The organism is Aestuariivita sp. (genome assembly GCF_049276915.1).
In the GTDB taxonomy this organism is placed as follows: Bacteria; Pseudomonadota; Alphaproteobacteria; order Rhodobacterales; family Rhodobacteraceae; genus Aestuariivita.
The window spans coordinates 1-16,685 of the sequence record NZ_JBASXK010000062.1; the positions used below are offsets into that span (position 1 = coordinate 1).

Annotated in this window: 15 protein-coding genes; 12 read left to right on the forward strand and 3 right to left on the reverse strand. The window is 61.2% G+C overall.

The genetic code is table 11. From position 1 onward, the window contains the following. Positions 1-430 precede the first annotated feature (430 nt). The 7 genes from WAO69_RS06455 to WAO69_RS06485 all read left to right on the forward strand — a co-directional run bounded on the left by WAO69_RS06455 (position 431) and on the right by WAO69_RS06485 (position 7,933). Positions 431-1,102, forward strand: coding sequence for a FadR/GntR family transcriptional regulator (locus tag WAO69_RS06455; RefSeq protein WP_422177233.1), 672 nt, complete (start codon positions 431-433; stop codon positions 1,100-1,102). A gap of 122 nt (positions 1,103-1,224) precedes the next feature. After that, positions 1,225-3,069 (forward strand): gamma-glutamyltransferase family protein, encoded by a 1,845-nt coding sequence (locus WAO69_RS06460; RefSeq protein ID WP_422177234.1) that lies wholly within the window; start codon positions 1,225-1,227, stop codon positions 3,067-3,069. Beyond that, positions 3,008-4,951: a TRAP transporter large permease subunit gene (locus tag WAO69_RS06465; RefSeq protein ID WP_422177235.1), complete on the forward strand. Its 1,944-nt coding sequence runs from the start codon at positions 3,008-3,010 to the stop codon at positions 4,949-4,951. Before WAO69_RS06460 ends, WAO69_RS06465 begins: the two co-directional genes overlap by 62 nt. Before the next feature lie 63 nt (positions 4,952-5,014). Beyond that, positions 5,015-6,016 carry a TRAP transporter substrate-binding protein gene (locus WAO69_RS06470; protein ID WP_422177236.1) on the forward strand — a complete coding sequence of 334 codons (1,002 nt, stop codon included), beginning with the start codon at positions 5,015-5,017 and terminating at the stop codon, positions 6,014-6,016. 63 nt (positions 6,017-6,079) lie between these two features. Beyond that, positions 6,080-6,352 (forward strand): hypothetical protein, encoded by a 273-nt coding sequence (locus tag WAO69_RS06475; RefSeq protein WP_422177237.1) that lies wholly within the window; start codon positions 6,080-6,082, stop codon positions 6,350-6,352. A 15-nt stretch (positions 6,353-6,367) separates the two neighbouring features. Beyond that, on the forward strand, positions 6,368-7,525 hold the full coding sequence (locus tag WAO69_RS06480; RefSeq protein WP_422177238.1) for an iron-containing alcohol dehydrogenase family protein: 1,158 nt from the start codon (positions 6,368-6,370) through the stop codon (positions 7,523-7,525). Between the two features lie 21 nt (positions 7,526-7,546). Next, positions 7,547-7,933: a RidA family protein gene (locus tag WAO69_RS06485; RefSeq protein ID WP_422177239.1), complete on the forward strand. Its 387-nt coding sequence runs from the start codon at positions 7,547-7,549 to the stop codon at positions 7,931-7,933. Between the two features lie 263 nt (positions 7,934-8,196). Here the strand turns inward: WAO69_RS06485 and WAO69_RS06490 are convergent, their stop codons facing one another. Further along, on the reverse strand, positions 8,197-9,105 hold the full coding sequence (locus WAO69_RS06490) for a ferritin-like domain-containing protein (protein WP_422177240.1): 909 nt from the start codon (positions 9,103-9,105) through the stop codon (positions 8,197-8,199). A gap of 123 nt (positions 9,106-9,228) precedes the next feature. Between WAO69_RS06490 and WAO69_RS06495 the strand changes: the two genes are divergently transcribed. Beyond that, a complete protein-coding gene (locus tag WAO69_RS06495; protein WP_422177241.1) occupies positions 9,229-10,056 on the forward strand; it encodes a GntR family transcriptional regulator in 828 nt (275 codons plus the stop codon). An 11-nt stretch (positions 10,057-10,067) separates the two neighbouring features. Then, positions 10,068-11,705: a GMC family oxidoreductase gene (locus tag WAO69_RS06500; protein ID WP_422177242.1), complete on the forward strand. Its 1,638-nt coding sequence runs from the start codon at positions 10,068-10,070 to the stop codon at positions 11,703-11,705. Positions 11,706-12,365: 660 nt separating this feature from the next. Here the strand turns inward: WAO69_RS06500 and WAO69_RS06505 are convergent. Continuing rightward, positions 12,366-13,286, reverse strand: coding sequence for a nuclear transport factor 2 family protein (locus WAO69_RS06505; protein WP_422177243.1), 921 nt, complete (start codon positions 13,284-13,286; stop codon positions 12,366-12,368). Positions 13,287-13,329: 43 nt separating this feature from the next. On the opposite strand from WAO69_RS06505, the gene WAO69_RS06510 reads away from it, so the two are divergent. After that, positions 13,330-13,827, forward strand: coding sequence for a MarR family winged helix-turn-helix transcriptional regulator (locus WAO69_RS06510; RefSeq protein WP_422177244.1), 498 nt, complete (start codon positions 13,330-13,332; stop codon positions 13,825-13,827). Between the two features lie 156 nt (positions 13,828-13,983). Here WAO69_RS06510 and WAO69_RS06515 read toward each other — a convergent pair whose 3' ends face one another. Next, positions 13,984-14,838 (reverse strand): LysR family transcriptional regulator, encoded by an 855-nt coding sequence (locus tag WAO69_RS06515; RefSeq protein WP_422177245.1) that lies wholly within the window; start codon positions 14,836-14,838, stop codon positions 13,984-13,986. Between the two features lie 98 nt (positions 14,839-14,936). On the opposite strand from WAO69_RS06515, the gene tmpA reads away from it, so the two are divergent. Then, positions 14,937-16,088 carry a 2-trimethylaminoethylphosphonate dioxygenase gene (gene tmpA / locus WAO69_RS06520; protein WP_422177246.1) on the forward strand — a complete coding sequence of 384 codons (1,152 nt, stop codon included), beginning with the start codon at positions 14,937-14,939 and terminating at the stop codon, positions 16,086-16,088. Continuing rightward, positions 16,085-16,675: a (R)-1-hydroxy-2-trimethylaminoethylphosphonate oxygenase gene (gene tmpB / locus WAO69_RS06525; protein ID WP_422177247.1), complete on the forward strand. Its 591-nt coding sequence runs from the start codon at positions 16,085-16,087 to the stop codon at positions 16,673-16,675. Before tmpA ends, tmpB begins: the two co-directional genes overlap by 4 nt. Positions 16,676-16,685 lie beyond the last annotated feature (10 nt).

Genomic DNA, 16,685 nt, shown 5'->3' on the forward strand with positions numbered 1-16,685 from the left:
GGCTGAAGCACACGAACGTCCCACTGCGGACCTTCGTACATCCTGCGGCGGATGGCGGGTCAGAGCCCAACTTGCTCTTTGGTCTGGGCGCAGCGAATGTCCGTTTTTTGAAGTTGACCTAAAGTCCACTTGAGGGTTCGGGGCAAAGGTTTGAAGTTGGGTCATGTCATATCTGTCATTCTGTCATGATCTGGAAGTTCTTGGGTGCCTGGATCTGTTGTGCCCAGGACTGGCGACGGGAAGCGGTTCAGAAGAGGTTCGCCCGGCAATGGTTAACGCCGATTCAACGCTTGGAGACTGCAGGCAGGCCTTGCGCACCTGGTCGACCACATGCAACCAATGTGAACCAATTGCCATTTCTGGGCGCGCGCGTTATCGTCGACACCAACTTGAACGGAAGAAGCCTATGACGCTTGGCCAGACCCCTCTCATGGAACCCATGCTTGACGGCGAAGATCGTCTGCGGTTGGAGATCGACGCGAATCTGCGGTCGGGTAAGTGGCGCGCCGGTGCAAGGCTGCCCACGGAACGTGCGTTGTCCGACAGTTTCGGGATCGCCCGTGCGCGAGTGCGTCGGGTTCTGGACCAGTTCGAAAGAGATGGGCGGATCAACAGGGTTGTCGGACGCGGCACGTTTGTTGTGCAACATGGCAGCCCCGAGGTAGTGTCGGAAACCGACTTCGAAACTGTCAGCCCCGAAGACCTGATGGAAGTACGCCTTATCATCGAACCTCAGTTGGCCGATTTGCTTGTGCGCCGGGCATCGACGGCCGATGTGAACCGCATGCGCGATCTGGTGAAAAAAGGCCGGCACGTAACCTCGATGGCTGCCTTCGAACATCTGGACCACCAGTTTCACATGGCGCTGACATTGGCAGCCAAGAACAGCTATCTGACAGGTGTGCTGGCCCGCATCCAGGCGGTGCGCCAGTCTGGAGCCTGGACCAACATCCGCCGCCGCGGTCTGACCACGGACAGGCAGGCCACCTACCAAATGCATCATGAACAGATCCTGGCCGCACTGGAATCGCGCGATACAGACGGGTTGCGCAAAGCAATTCACAGGCACTTGGTCGAGGTGCGCCAGAATCTTGGGCTGTGAGGTTGCCCAATTGTGAACCAATCCAACCAAATCGCATTTTTGGTTTGCATTGATGTTGATCGAAATCAGGAATCATGTGACGCTGAGGTCGAAACACACAAGCGACAGGATCGGCGTCTGGCATGTCAGCAGGACGGGTGGAAGTATCGGGTTGGTTTGGTGCCGCTGCGTCGACGCATTGGCTGGCCACGCAATCGGCCATGGGTGTACTGGAACGCGGGGGCAACGCCTTTGACGCCGCCGTGGTGGCAGGGCTGGTCATGCAGGTGGCCCAGCCGCATTTCAATGGACCTGCTGGTGATGTGGCTATCCTGTTGCACCACGCCGCGGATGGCACGGTCAGCAGCATCTGCGGGCAGGGCTGCACGCCGGCCGCAGCAACCATCGACAAGTTTTGCGAGCTCGATCTGGATCTAATTCCGGGGACTGGCCTCTTGCCCGCCGTCGTTCCAGGAGCCTTCGATGCTTGGATGGCGCTTTTAGCCGATCACGGGACGCTGAATCTGGCAGAGGTGTTTGAACCGGCCATTACCTATGCCCGCGCGGGCATCGAGATAGATGAGCGTCTGCATGATACGCTGGCGGCAGCCGCGCCGATGTTCCGGCGTTATTGGCAAAGTTCCGGAGCCTTGTTCCTGGATCCGTCTGGTGATCCGCCACCGGTTGGTGCGCTTTTGACCAATGCACCGCTGGCGCAGACCTGGCAAAGGCTCTGCGCCGAGGCCGCGGCGGCCTCGCCAGATCGCATCGGGCAAATCGAAGCGGCGCGCGCCATCTGGTCGGATGGGTTCATCGCTGGTGCGGTGGATGAGTTCTGCCGCAGCGCGCAGGTGATGGATGTCACAGGACGGGTGCATCCGGCGCTCCTGACCGGGGCAGACATGTCCGGCTGGCGCGCGACGTCCGAGCCAGTGGTGACCACGCGCTTTGCCGGGCACACCATTCACAAATGCAGCCTGTGGACCCAGGGACCTACCCTGCTTCAGGCGCTCAATATTGCCGATGCCGATCATCTGCGCGCGCAAGGTCCTGTCAGCGCGGGGTTTGTGCATTATCTGACCGAGGCGGCGAAACTGGCCCTGGCGGATCGCGACGCCCATTACGGGCTCGCCGACCCGGACGATGCTGAAGCCGTCCTGAGCGATCTTCTGTCTGAGGCCTATACCAAAGCGCGGCGCGCGTTGTTGACCGACCGCGCCAGCGACAGGTTCCGTCCGGGCAGGGATATCGGCGTCTGGCAGCCTGACTACGCCGCCGCGACGGGGCGGCAACGGGAGGCGGGTCTGCTGGCCGCGTATGGCGGGGGAGAACCGACAATTGTTTACGAGCTCGTGCAACCCGGCCTTTCGCGCCAAGACCGCGCCGCGCATATGGCCCGCGCCGTGGGCGATACCAGCTATCTCAGCGTGACGGACGCGGCCGGCAATGTCGTGTCGGCAACGCCCTCGGGCGGCTGGCTGCAATCCTCGCCGGTCATTCCGGAGCTTGGCTTTGCGTTGGGAACGCGGGCGCAGATGATGTGGCTGGACCCCGCATCGCCCTCGGCGCTGGCACCGCGCACGCGGCCCCGGTCGACCCTGACGCCGACGCTGGTGACGAATGAGGCCGGCGACGTGCTGGCCGTGGGCACCCCCGGCGGCGATCAGCAGGATCAATGGCAACTGGTTTTCCTGGCCCGTCACCTGGCGCAGGGCCTGCCGCTGCAAGAGGCACTGGATGCGCCCGGATTTCACACGAACCACCTGGTGAATTCATTCTATCCGCGCGGCGCGCAACCGGCGTCGCTGATCGTCGAGGACCGGTTCGCCGAGGACGAGATTGCCGATCTGCGCGCGCGCGGACATCAGGTGACCGTCGTCGGCGGCTGGGTGGAAAGCCGCCTGTGCGCGCTGCGCGCCGGAGCCGATGGCCAACGTCGTGCCGCCGTCACACAAAGAGGAGCGCAAGCCCTTGCCGTCGCCCGTTGATCCGATGAACGCGGAAGCCGCAGATCCGGCCGCGCCGCCGGGGCTGCAACGCTATGCCAGCATGACATTGCGGGTGCTGGATGTGGCCATCGGGGCCTTTGCGGTGTTGGCCCTGACAGCTCTGGTGCTGATCGTGTTCGCCAATGTGGTGGCGCGCTACGGGTTCAACAGTTCGTTCATCTGGGCGCTTGAGGCGGCGCGATGGCTTTTCATCACCGTGATCCTGCTGGGCGTGCCACTGGCGCACCGGCTGCGCAGCCATCTTGTGATCTCGCTTCTGGTCGATGCTCTGCCGCATAATGGGCAACGCGCCGTGACCTTTGTCGCGAATTTTATCATCGCTTATACGACAATCATGCTGATGTTCGGGGGCAATACCTTGATGCAGATGATCGGCGGAGTGAATGTTTCGCTGCACCTGCCGCAATGGACGCCATACCTGGCTATCCCGATGTCCTGTACGCTGGGCCTTGTCTATCTTGCACTGCGCGGATTTGACGAGGGCGTGGACAGGTGGCAGGGCTTGGTGTCAATCCTGGCCGCTTTTGTGGTCTATTTTCTGTTTCAGGACGCGGTGACCGGCGCGCTCAGGGGATTTGATCCGGTTTTGGCGATGGGCGTGTCCTTTGCGGTTGCGCTGATGATCGGGACGCCAGTGTCCTTTGCCATGCTGTTTTCGGCCTTTGTTGCCAATTTTGCGGGCAATATCCTGCCGCCGGCGGCGGTGGTGCAGAACATGGTCAACGGGTCGAGCAAGTTCCTGATGCTGGCTATCCCGTTCTTCATCCTAGCCGGAGCGATGATGAACACGGGCGGGCTGACCAACCGGCTGATGGAATTTGCGACTTCGCTGGTCGGCCATATGCGCGGCGGTCTCGCGCAGGTCAACATCGTGTCCAGCGGGCTGTATGCCGGCGTGTCGGGATCAAGCTATTCCGACGCGGCGCTGGGAACCAAGCTTCTGGTCCCGCAGATGATCAAACGGGGATATTCCGCTCCGTTTTCCTGTGCCGTGACGGCCGCGTCGGCGACGCTGCCCAATGTCATCCCGCCGTCCATCGCGCTGCTGATCCTGGCGGCGGCGGGCAACCTGTCGGTCGGCAAGCTTTGGCTGGCCGGCGTGATCCCCGGCATCGTTATGGCGCTGATGCTGATGGTGCTGATCTATGTCATTTCGCTGCGGCGCGGATATGGTGGCGACACGCCCAAGGCCGGCATGGCGCAACGGGGTCGGTTGTTCCTGCATGCGTTGCCGGTCCTGCTTCTGGCGCTGCTGATTATCGCGGGTATCCGGTTCGGCGTCGTCACCCCGACCGAGGCAGGGGTGCTGGCGGTGATGTATGCAGCGCTTCTTGGCATATTGGTCTACCGGTCCTGGACGCCCGGCACGCTGTATGAGACCATCCGCGGGGCGGCTGTGGATGCCGCCCTTGTCGGTTTTTTGATCGGTGCGGCCAGCCCGTTTGCCTTTGTGCTGGTCAGCCAGCAGGTGCCGCAAAGCATCGCGCGCGCCCTGCCCGGTCTGACTGACAACACCATTGTGTTGCTGCTGCTGGCTAACCTGATCCTGCTGCTGTTCGGCATGCTTCTGGATATCGGCGCGTCGATCCTGATCCTCACGCCGCTCCTGATGCCCGCGATGGTCGCCGCCGGGGTCGATCCGATCCATTTTGGGATCGTCATCGTCGTCAATCTGATGATCGGCGGGCTGTCTCCGCCCGTGGGCATGCTGGCTTTCATCACCAGTTCGGTATCGGGAACGCCCGTCCACCATGTCTTTCAAAGCCTGTTGCCCTTTATCGGAATCCTTCTGGTGGCGCTGGCCTTGATCACCTTCATTCCGGGCATCTCGCTGGGCCTGGGGCAACTTCTCACTTGGTGAGGACAATAACGAACCCGGCCGGATCAACCGGCCAAGTTTGAACAACAGGGAAAGGAAAAGACTATGTCCCAAGAAACAAAGGCAGGCCTTCGCGGCCTGACAGGGGGAGCCGCCATTCTGGCCGCTGCACTGACACTGACGGCGGGCACGGCACAGGCCGAACCAAGAACGCTGACCATCACCTCACTTTACAGCGCGGACAAGCCGCAGACCCTGGTCTGGGTCAAGTTCGAGGAGCTGCTTGAGGAGAAACTGCCCGGCCAGTTCGCTATCAACATCATCACCGATGGCGCGCTTGGCGGTGAAAAGGAAGAGGCCGAAGGTATCCTCCTGGGATCCATCAGTGGCAGCTTGTCGACCATTGCGAACCTGACGACATGGGTACCTGAAGGTGCGCTCTTCGATATGCCGTTCATGTTCCGCGATCAGGCTCATATCGACGCGGTGATGAATGGACCCATCGGACAGGACATGAAGGATCTCTACCGCGCGCAGGGTTTCACAGTGCTTGATTTCATCACCTATGGCTCGCGAAACGTGATTTCCAAGGATCCCATCGGCAGTCCTGACGACGTCAAGGGCAAAACCATGCGCGTTCTACCCAGCCAGTTGCACGTGGATCTGTGGGCCAGCCTTGGTGCCAACCCCACCGCCGTGCCGATCACCGAAGCTTATGGCGCGCTGGAAACCGGCGTGGTGGATTACATGGACATGACGAAATCGGGCTTCCACGCACTCAAGCTGTTTGAGGTTGCGCCGAACCTGACCGAGACGAACCACATCTGGTCGCTCGGCGTGATGTACTTCAGCAACAATGTCTATAACAGCCTGACCGACGAACAGAAAGCCGTCTTCCAGGAAGTGGCCGCCGAAGCGTCGGATTACTTTGACCAACTGGCCGCGGACGAGCAGGATGCGTCGATGGAACTGACGCTGGCCAATGGCGCAGCGATCATTCCCACCGACATCGCGGCGTGGCAGGTTGCGATGGAACCGTTCTGGCAAAGCTATGCCGAAAAGGTTGGCGGGATGGATCGTATCCGCGCAGTTGTGGATACACAGTAATCCTGGCGCGGGCCGGACACGGCCCGCGCCGCGCCTAGGAACAGAAAGAAGGAACCATACGAGATGAAAAACAGGCTTGCCGAATACGGCCTACCCGAAGCATTCCCCGAAGAAGACTTCCTGCGTGACGGCCCGATGCGCCACGAGATCATAGTGATGGCGGTCGAGGCTGCGAACAAGCAGGGCTATCCCGACATTGACCGCGACTCGATCTGGGACAAGCCAGAACACCGCGCTCTCATGGTCGATTATCTCAAGGATTGCCGCCCGCTGCCTCTGATCAAGCAGATGATCGAGGAATTCGAAAGCGGCAAGCGCCCTGCAAATGACGACTGACACCCGAGGTCGACTGTGACGAACGCATTGCCGGATTTTGAGTTTTCGCACGCAACTCGGCGTGTGATCTTTGGGCCGGGCAGCTTCGCGCGGGTACCGGGCATCCTGCACGACCATGATGCCGCGCGGACCCTTGTCATCCTTGACGGGTATTTCAAAGGCCAGCCGCTCAGCGCGCGGGTCGAGGCGGATTTGCCCGGCGTGACCTTCTGGCCCATACCACCTGGTGAGCCAACAGAGGCATCTGTTATTGCCGCAGCGCAGGCCCTGACCGATCTGGAACCAGATGCGGTTCTGGCGTTGGGCGGCGGATCAGCAATTGACACGGCCAAGGCCGCGCTGATGCTGGCTGCCAATCCCGGCCCGCTCAAGGCACTCTGCTGGCCGGAGGCGCGGATCACTCATCCGCACCCAGCCATCTTCATCGCGGCCGCCACCACAGCGGGATCGGGCAGTGAGGTGTCGGAAACCGCCATCGTGGATATTCCCGGCACAATCTACAAAGCGCATATGCGCTCGCCCTTACTTGCGCCTCAGGTGACTATTCTTGATCCGGAACTGGGGCTGACCGTGCCGCGTGAGCCGACCCTGACGTCGGGGTTTGATGCGCTGACCCACGCGGTAGAGGCGTTTACCTCGCGGGCGGCCAACCCCATGACCGACCCTCTGGCGCTGTCGGGCACAAAGCTGATCTTTGACAACCTGGCGCGCGCCGCCGATCACCCCGGCGATGTCGAGGCGCGCGGGGCCTGTCTTTTGGGATCCGCACAGGCAGGCATCGCCTTTAACTCCGCGCATCTGGGCATTGCCCATGCGATTGCCGGGGCTCTTGGGGCGCTGCATCACGTGCCGCACGGGCTGGCCAATGCGCTGGCCCTGCCCTGGACCATGGCGTTCAACCGGCCCACAATTATGGAGAAGGACGCGGTTCTGGCGGACCTCTTTTCAGCGGGCAGCGCCGCCGAAGGCATTTCGCGGCTGCGCCACGCCGTGGGGCTGGACCGATCGCTGAACGACTACATCCCGGCCGCCTGCGATCTGGACGAAGTCGCCGCCGCCGCCATGACCAGCGGCCAGATTCGCATGAACCCGCGCGAGACGACCCAAGCCGATATCCTGATGATCCTTTCGGCCATGCAGACGGCAACCGGCGGGTATGCCCCGCAGATTTAGACGCACTCAAAGGAGACACCCATGCGCCTGTCCAATCCCCCGACCATCGCGCCCCCGGTGGGCGCCTATTCCCACGGCGTGGAAATCCCGCCCAATGCGCGATGGCTGCATGTGTCGGGGCAGGTCGGCATTGCGCCAGACGGAACGCTGGGCGAGGACGCAGCGGAACAATCGCAAATCATCTGGGACAACATCCAGGCGATCCTTGCGGATGCGGGCATGGGAATTGAGAACCTTGTGAAAGTCACCGCGTTTCTGACCGATCCCGACGATCTGCCGGCCTATGGCACCGTGCGCTCGGCGGCGCTGGGTCAGGCGCGACCGTGTTCGACGCTGATCTACGTGCCGGCCCTGGTCAAACCCGACTGGAAGGTCGAGGTCGACGTGGTGGCCGCGGCAGCGGGGTAATCGCGATCACAGGTCGAAAGGATCGTCCCGGCGCGGGGTGTTTGCCGCGACGGGGCGGACGATGCGAACGGTTGTGGCCGATCCCACCGTGAATTTGTCTTGCCAGAAGGCCAGCCTGCGACAGCCGGGACACCTGTCTTCAGCGGGTTTGGTACAGCGGTCCTGCGTCTGGTGCCGGGGGTGTTTGGTCATGTCTGTTCCCTTGGTTGCCTTGCCCCGCTGGCGCGCGGTTGCGCCGATGCGGGGCAGGGGTGGTCACATCATTATTCACCTTCGATTTCAGGAATGGCCGGGATCGGCACGCCGTAGGGGGCGACATCTTCGCGGATATCGCGCAGAGCGGACACGATGATGTCGACCTCGGCATCGGGATGTGTCGCGCCCAGTCCGTAATCGGCGGCCAGTTCCCGCGCCCGGGCGGACCGTTTGCGTTCGTCCTTGGGCAAGTTCACAACCGCATAGACCCCGTTCAGAAGACTGCCACGCAGTTTTTTGGTAAATTGGTTGCCCAGCATCACCTTTTCCTCTTCGCTCAGTTCTTCGAAGAAGCGCTTCATTAGGATGCGGCCGAATTGAATGTGCCTCGCCTCGTCTCTCAAGATCAATTCGCAAGCCTTGCGGATCTGGCTCGGCCGGGCATTCTTGTATCGCGCCGTCAGCAATTCGCCCGATAACTGTTCAAACAACGTGTTGACCGCCATACCGCCATAGAAGGACATCTGGGTTTCGTCCTTCTCGTCATGGAATTTCGGGATCACCATCTTGAAGTAATCGCTTTTCGGCAGAGGCTGGTATCCCCCAAGCGCGTCGGCGATGCGGAAGGATGCCTCATGATGGCGCAATTCCTCGAATATGAAATTGGCGACGTGCTGTTTGATCTCGAAGGGCTGATGTTCGAACACCGCCTGCCGATAGCGCTCGGCACCATAAGGAGTGGCACCATGTTCCATCCAGGCGCGAAGGCTCCACCATTCGGCGCCGGCTTCTTTGACCTCTTCGGGAAGGTCCGCGCATTCCTCCTTCAATTGCGCCCAGTCGATGTCTCGGTCAGCATCCCAAGCAAGATCGCGCGCCTGCACGCATAGATGCCAGATATCGGGATATTCCAGTTTGGCAACGATCGGATAGGGGTTCGGGTTCTGAACCGTTTCTTCCAGCATTGACGCGTCCATCGGTGCGCTCCTCCTTGTCCTGTTGGATATGCAGGACAAGCGTATCCAAGTTAGTCTATAAGTCTAGTCTTTTATTTATCTTTGCGCTGGTATAGCGTTTGCGGAACGCGCGGGAGGCGATCAATGAAGCATCAGAACCTGGCAATCTCGCCGATAGACCGGTCCAGTCCGCTGCCTCTTTATCTGCAGATCCGACAGCAACTGGTGGCCATGATCTCGGACTGGCCGGATCCGGCGGTCAAGTTCCACACCGACGAAGAACTGGCCACGCATTTCGATGTGGCCAAGGCTACCGTGCGCCAGGCCATCGTCGATCTGACCGATCAGGGCCTTCTGAAACGGCGGCGCGGGGCGGGTACCTTTGTTGTGCCGCCCCTGGTCGAGCGGCTGCGCCCCAACATGGATATCGAAGACCCGTATGAGCTGACAGGGGCCGCCGTGATGCACAGGGTTCATGCGCTGGATCGTCGCGAGGCAACGCCTGCGGAATCACGCGCGCTGGCCCTGGACGACAGGACCAATGTGGTGTTCCTGCGACGAGTGCGGTCGGTGGCGCATGTGCCGGTGGCAGTCGATGACCGGGTTATGGCCGCGGACATGGCCGAGCGGCTTGGGTTCGATGCATCGACCGCGGCGGGGTCCATCATCAACCTGGTGCGCAAGTCCTTCACTCTGTCCAAGGCTGCGTGGGAACTGAACGCCCGTCTTGCCGGGATGCGCGATGCGATGCTGCTTCAGATCGCGCCCAGCGATCCGATTCTCGTGCGGTCGCTTGTCTATTTCGCCAAAGACGGCACACCGATCCTGACGGGTGAGACGCGCCACCGTAGCGACATGATCCGCTGCGGGTTTGAAATGGATCTGAGCGCCCCGACCAACGGTCCGGGCGCGGGCACCTCCGTGCGCAGCTGGACCAGCGAAGCTTTGCTGGCCACCCCCTCCCTGGACTGAGAGCGACACCGATGACCCCGCCTACTGCCCCTTCTGAACAAAGCTATGATTACATCGTTGTCGGTGGCGGATCGTCGGGCTGTGTGCTTGCCGCGCGCTTATCTGAGAACCCCGCGCACCGGGTGCTGTTGCTGGAATCGGGCCGTTGGGACACCAATCCGTGGATCCATATCCCTGCCACCTTCTTCCGGGTGAACCGGGGCGTCCGGGATGTTGTGAAATACTGGGGCGAGGCGCAGCCCGAATTGGGGGGTCGCGGATACCTGCTGCCGCAGGGCCAAGTGATCGGCGGCGGGTCTTCGGTGAACGCGATGCTTTACGTACGCGGGCAAGCCGATGATTACAACAGCTGGGCGCAGATGGGTTGCCCGGGCTGGTCCTATGACGATGTCTTGCCGGTGTTTCGGGACCTGGAGGGCAATGACACCTTCGGCGGCGACTATCACGGCCAGAATGGACCTTTGGCGGTGTCAAACCCGCGCCACCGTCACCCGCTGTCGCTGGCGTTCCTGCAGGCAGCGCAAGAGGTCGGCTTACCCCTGACCGAGGATTTCAACGGCGCGCAGCAGGAAGGGATGGGGTTTTATCAGACCACGACCGTCAAGGGGCGCCGGTGTTCCGCTGCTCGCGCCTTTCTGAAACCCGCGCTAGGACGGCGCAACCTGACCGTGCTGACGCAGGCGCGAGTCGACAAGCTGATTGTGACCGGCCGCCGCGCAATGGGCGTTCTGCTGACCGACGGCCGCCGCTTTGACGCGCGCGCCGAGATTGTGCTGACCGCCGGTGCGCTGGCTACGCCTGCGATTCTGATGCGCTCAGGCCTTGGGCCTGCTGCCCATCTGACGGACCGGGGCGTGGACGTGGTCGCGGATCTGACCGAGGTGGGAAGGAATTTCCAGGACCATGTCGCCGTGCCTGTCGAGGCGCGCCTGAAAAACTCGATTTCAGTTCATGGTCACGACAGCGGCCTGAAGGGTGCACGCCACATGCTGCAATACCTGACCACGCGGCGCGGGCTGCTGGCATCGAACATCATTGAGGCAGGCGGCTTTGTGGACACCGCGGGCACGGGTCGGCCGGATATCCAGTTTCACTTCATGCCGACCTTCTCATTGGCATCGGACGGAACGCGTGAAGACGGGCACGGCCTGGGTTTTTCCGCCTGCGTCCTGCGCCCCCAATCGCGCGGCGAGGTTCGACTACGCAGCGCCGATCCAGTCGAGCCGGTGCGCCTGCATGCCAATGTCCTGTCGGCGCAGGCTGACCGCGCCGCGATGCTGCGCGGGGTGCGCCTTGCGCTGAAAATCTTGGACGCCCCCGCCATGCGCGCCTTGATTTCCGAACGCACCAGCCCGAAACAAGCCGAGACTGACGCCGATCTCATGACCCATATCGCCGCGGCGGCCAAGACAGTGTTTCATCCGGTGGGCACCTGCCGCATGGGCGGCGACGACGCGTCGGTCGTCGATGCGCAACTGCGTGTGCGTCGCATCGACGGGCTGCGGATATCGGATGCCTCCGTCATGCCCAGCATCGTGTCCGGCAATACCAACGCGCCCACCATCATGATCGCGGAACGATGTGCCCGGTTCATGCGCGCGGCGGCGATGCACAGTCCTGCGCAAGCCGGAACCGCCCTGCCGGTTTAAGGCTCCGGAACGTTGTCAAAGGCACCCGGCCTAGGTCTTTCCAAAACTGTCGCGCCTTGGGCAGGCACAAGGCCTATGCCCAACCCAGAGGTGCGAATTTCGACCGCGCCAGATCGTCCTCAAGCCCTGCCAGGCTTCAAGACCCGGTGGATAGAGATTGATGCGTCGACCCAGTACTGGTCCCAACTTGTCGCGATCCCAGTTCAGACAGGTGCGCCGATCACGGAGTGAAGAGTGAACCCGGCCGTGACACAGATGTCAGCGTAGCAGAGCGGCCGAAGAGTTCAAACACACAGCCCAATCAGCGAAGACTAGTTTGAATTAGTCTGCCAACTCCTTTTGGCGTACATCGACGGTATCTGACTACGAGAGGTGAAGACCTTTCTCGAACGAGGGTGGCGCAGTTCCGCAAAAAAGGACGATCGCTGAGTTTGACGAGGCTGTGGCTTAGCAATAGCCCCTCGAAAATGGACATAGGTGAAGATGTGTCCAATTGCTGTTTCGTCCCGCTCCTTGCCAGTTCAGACACAGCGCGGCGAACGGCTCCTGTATCGGAGACCGGTCATTGCCGACCGGCGCGGCGAAAGAGGAGGAAGAGCCCGAACTTCGTGATGCTGCACCGCACACGAAGGTCTTGATTTTGTTTTGGGGCCGCTGCCGTCAAAATTTTCCGGGATATCCCTCGGGCAGGTTTTCCGTCTGGATCGGGGCGATGATGTCCCAGTGTTCGACGATCAACCCGTCTTCCAAGCGCCACAGGTCATAGAATGCGGTGGGTTGCTCGCCCAATGCGCCAGAGGCTCCGGTCAGGACAAAATTGCCCTCGGCCACGACGATACCAATCTCGTCGTATCGCATCTTCATGCCTGCGGCGGCATTGGCTTGCATCAAGGCTTGTAGCCCCTCCAAACCGTCACCGGCATCCGGGTTGTGCTGTAGATACAGCGCGGGGTTGATGTATTGCGTGATATCGAGCCGTTCACCGCCGATGAACATGCGTTCCAGCAGGTCAATCACCAACGCCTTGTTCACGGCCGTTTCATCCAGGTCTGTCACCTCGGTGACCCCATCCACTTGGGTGCGACCGGCAGGGTTGGGCTCCTCGCGCAGCGGGATCAGGTTATCCCAGTGTTCTGCGATTTTGCCATTTTCAATGCGGAACACATCGAAGGCGACCATCGGTTCCGGACCGAAATTGTAGTAAGTCGAATGGGTTGCGACCAAATCCCCCTCACCAATAATGCGATGCAGGTCTGAGGGCGGTGGCGTTGGTTCGGTCGAGTCTAGCGGGCGGCTCAGGAACTTCTTTATGACCGCAGAACCCGAAGGCAACATCGGGTTTCGCTGGATGTAGTCTTCGGTGAAATAGGTATCGACCGCATCAGCATCTCGTGCCGCAAAGACGTTTTGCATCATGTCCATAACAAGTTGTTTGTTTGCGGTAACATCCGCCCAGGCAAACGAGGCGCTCATCCCTATTACGGCTATGGTTGTTGTCAGCGTCTTGAACATTAAAATTGCCTCCAGTTGCGAATCTATCTTTCCAGAAAGATAAGTGAACGAAGACAGACTGACAAGCACGCCTTGTGCGCCTACGCTTGTCCCATCAATGACGGAGCAAGACGTGACCCAACCAGACGCACCAAACTGGCGCAAGAAACCCCCGGCCGAGGCGCGGATCGTGCCAGGCTTGTTTCGCAGCCGGAATTATATCTGGGACAATGACCACCGGATTGTCGAAAGCCATGGGGTGACGTGGTCGCAATTTCTGGCGCTTTCATCGCTCAGGTCCGCAGGACCGGATCAAACATTGAGCCCGACTCAGCTTTATACCGCAGCGCAGGTCACATCTGGTGGCATGACAAAGATGATGCACGCGCTCAGCGATGCGAAGCTGATTGAGCGTGTCGACAACCCAGATGATGGTCGCAGCCGCTTGGTCCGGATCACCCCAAAGGGTGCCGCACTCGCGGAACAGATCGTCGAAGAGCTGATCGCGACGAACAAAGCATTGATTGGCGGGATCCTCGACCCGGAGGAAGCGGAAGAACTCGCCAGACTGCTCAGAAAGCTGAGCATCGGACTACAAGGCCGAAAGAAGGGAGATGCCTCAAACCAATAGAGGTTCCCTGAAAGCCGACCTTGGCGCAACCGCAGCGAAACCTCACTTCGTCCCGCCAAGCAGTCATTTGGGCACATCGCGGCGAAGGTCCGGTCAGGGGCCAATCCAACCGATGCTGCTGTTCCGACGCATGTTTGCTCAACCACGATGTCTCAATCAGATATCGATGATTGCTGTTGTAATCGCCTGCCATTGGTCGCGCGACACCGCTTGGGGGCTCGCGAGCAGCCAGTAACTCTCGTGAAAAGAAAGAGACGTGGGATGCAGGCGCACCAAGGCGCCCGTTGACAAGGCCTCCGCGCACAAAGGCAGCGATGCCAGAAAAACGCCCAGCCCCGCCTTGGCCGCGCCAAGCGCCGACAGATGTGTGTCAAAGCGCAGGTCGGGCAATGGGGTGGTCGGGATGCCGAACTCGGCAGCCCAAGCATGCCAGCCGGGTCGCTGACCGGCGCAGGCGATGCGCGGCCAGGCCGTCCAATGCCCGGCGCGGGCCGCCAGAGACGGGGCCGCCACCGGGCAGATCTCTTCGGCATAGAGCCGGGCGCGATAGGGGTGCGGCCAGTCACCTGTTCCATAGCGGATGCGAATGACATCGTCCTGCGGGGCGTCATGTGTGCCGATAACCATCGACTGGATCGAGATTTCGGCCTTCATGAGGGATTGCAAACGACCCAGCCTTGGAAGCAACCACAGGTCGATGACGGTTTGGCTGGCGGACAATGTCAGGCGTCGATGCCCGGTGCCGAAAAGCGCCTCGGTGCTGTCGCGCAGCCCTTCCAGCACAAGGCGGACATGGGGCAGCCACGCTTCGCCCTCGACAGTCAGCGAGATGGCCCGCGCCCGACGGTGGAACAGGGGTGTACCAAGTTGTTTCTCCAGCTGTCCGATGCGCTGACTGACCGCTGCCTGCGTCAGTCCGACGTCTTCGGCGGCGGCGGTAAAGCTGCCGAGCCGCGCCGCCGCCTCAAAGGCGCGGATCCATTCAAGCGGTGGAAGACGATCCCTTTTCATAAGCCAAACGAAACCTCAGTCCATGGATTCCTGATTTGTATTTATCCGTTGAGCTTGAGAAACTCCAGCCAAGTCCACATCAAACCCAGGGGACGCTTATGCCGTCAGTCGTACTCGATCCGTCCAGAAACTTTCTGACCTTTGAAACTGGCACTGGCCCGCACCGTTTTCATGCGATCTGGCTGCGTGACAACGCGCAGGATGCACAAACACGCGCTCCCGGGAACGGGCAGCGATTGATTGCCTTGCGCGACATCCCGGCCGAGACCCGGATCGCGGCGGCCGAGATCGCCTCGGACGGCGCGCTTCATGTCCGGTTTGTGCCGGAGGACAAGACCGTTCGCTTTGATCCCGCCTGGCTTGCCGCGCATGCCTATGACCGGCACACAGGGCCGACTGCGCGGGGCTGGCTGCCCGATGGGATCGAGCCTTGGGATGCGGGGCTAATGGACGCCGTGCCGTGCGGTGACTTTGCCCTGCTGCAACAGGGCGGCGCGCCGTTGCGCGACTGGCTGGGAAAGATCGTCCGCTATGGGTTCGCCAAGGTCGTGAACGCACCGGTCGAACCTGGGGCGCTGTTCCGGATCGTCGATCTGTTCGGCTATGTGCGCGAAACGAACTATGGCCGCCATTTCGAGGTGCGGACCGAAGTGAACCCGACCAACCTCGCCTTCACGGGCCTCGGGCTTCAGGCGCATACCGACAATCCCTATCGGGACCCTGTTCCGACGGTTCAGGTTCTCTACTGCCTCGAAAGCTCTGCTGCGGGGGGCGAGAACATGGTGGTCGACGGGTTCGCCGCCGCCCTGCGGCTGCGCGCGGAAAATCCCGAGGGGTTCGACCTGCTGGCCGATCATTGCGCGCGGTTCGAATATGCTGGTGAGGCGGGCGTTTGCCTGACCTCGCGTCGCCCGATGATAGACCTGGGACCGGACGGTGAACTGATTGGTATCCGCTTCAACAACCGCTCTTTCGCCGCAGTGACGGATGTGCCCTTCGACAAGATGGAGGCCTATTACGCCGCCTATCGCCGTCTGGGCGAGATCATCGACGACACGGCCATGGAGGTGACCTTCCGCCTGAATCCGGGCGAGGCCTTTGTCGTTGACAACACCCGCGTGCTGCACGCGCGCAAGGGCTATTCCGGTGAGGGGACGCGTTGGCTGCAAGGCTGCTACGCCGACAAGGACGGGCTGCGGTCCGCCTATGACGCGATGTGCCGCGAGGGCGTTCTGGAGGCCGCGGAATGAGGCCCGATATCAACACTCTGACCGCTGAGACAATTGTCGCCTTCATCGGCTCGATCTTCGATCGGCGCGGCGGTGAGGAATACCTGGGCGAGCCCGTGACAATGGGCGAACACATGCTGCAGGGTGCCACGATCGCCGAGCGCAACGGCCAACCCGAAGACATCATCGTCGGCGCGCTGCTGCACGACATCGGCCATTTCACCAGCGAATTCGGCACTTTCACGATGGAGGACACCGAGGACCGCCATCACGAGGACGCAGGTGCCGAGGTGTTGGAGCGGTTCTTTCCTTCTGTCGTGACCGATTGCTGCCGATACCACGTCGCGGCAAAGCGTTACCTCTGCGCGACCCGCCCCGAGTATTTCAAGCGCCTGTCCGAGGCCTCGATCCATTCGTTGAACCTGCAGGGCGGCCCGATGTCGCCCGAGGAAGTGGCCGAGTTCGAGAAGAACCCGAACCTCAAGGAGATCATCGCCGTTCGGTATCTCGACGAGGCAGGAAAGGTCGCGGGGATGGACAGACCCGACTTTTGGCATTTCGCGCCGATGGTGCAGCGGCTGGTCGACAGGCACTTGTCCGGCACATGATCGCACAGGC

Excerpts from the sequence above, each read along its gene's own strand:
- WAO69_RS06455 (WP_422177233.1), top strand. The coding sequence starts at position 431 with ATGGAACCCATGCTTGACGGCGAAGATCGTCTGCGGTTGGAGATCGAC.
- WAO69_RS06460 (WP_422177234.1), top strand. The coding sequence starts at position 1,225 with ATGTCAGCAGGACGGGTGGAAGTATCGGGTTGGTTTGGTGCCGCTGCG.
- WAO69_RS06465 (WP_422177235.1), top strand. The coding sequence starts at position 3,008 with ATGGCCAACGTCGTGCCGCCGTCACACAAAGAGGAGCGCAAGCCCTTG.
- WAO69_RS06470 (WP_422177236.1), top strand. The coding sequence starts at position 5,015 with ATGTCCCAAGAAACAAAGGCAGGCCTTCGCGGCCTGACAGGGGGAGCC.
- WAO69_RS06475 (WP_422177237.1), top strand. The coding sequence starts at position 6,080 with ATGAAAAACAGGCTTGCCGAATACGGCCTACCCGAAGCATTCCCCGAA.
- WAO69_RS06485 (WP_422177239.1), top strand. The coding sequence starts at position 7,547 with ATGCGCCTGTCCAATCCCCCGACCATCGCGCCCCCGGTGGGCGCCTAT.
- WAO69_RS06490 (WP_422177240.1), bottom strand. The coding sequence starts at position 9,105 with ATGGACGCGTCAATGCTGGAAGAAACGGTTCAGAACCCGAACCCCTAT.
- WAO69_RS06495 (WP_422177241.1), top strand. The coding sequence starts at position 9,229 with ATGAAGCATCAGAACCTGGCAATCTCGCCGATAGACCGGTCCAGTCCG.
- WAO69_RS06500 (WP_422177242.1), top strand. The coding sequence starts at position 10,068 with ATGACCCCGCCTACTGCCCCTTCTGAACAAAGCTATGATTACATCGTT.
- WAO69_RS06515 (WP_422177245.1), bottom strand. The coding sequence starts at position 14,838 with ATGAAAAGGGATCGTCTTCCACCGCTTGAATGGATCCGCGCCTTTGAG.
- tmpA (WP_422177246.1), top strand. The coding sequence starts at position 14,937 with ATGCCGTCAGTCGTACTCGATCCGTCCAGAAACTTTCTGACCTTTGAA.
- tmpB (WP_422177247.1), top strand. The coding sequence starts at position 16,085 with ATGAGGCCCGATATCAACACTCTGACCGCTGAGACAATTGTCGCCTTC.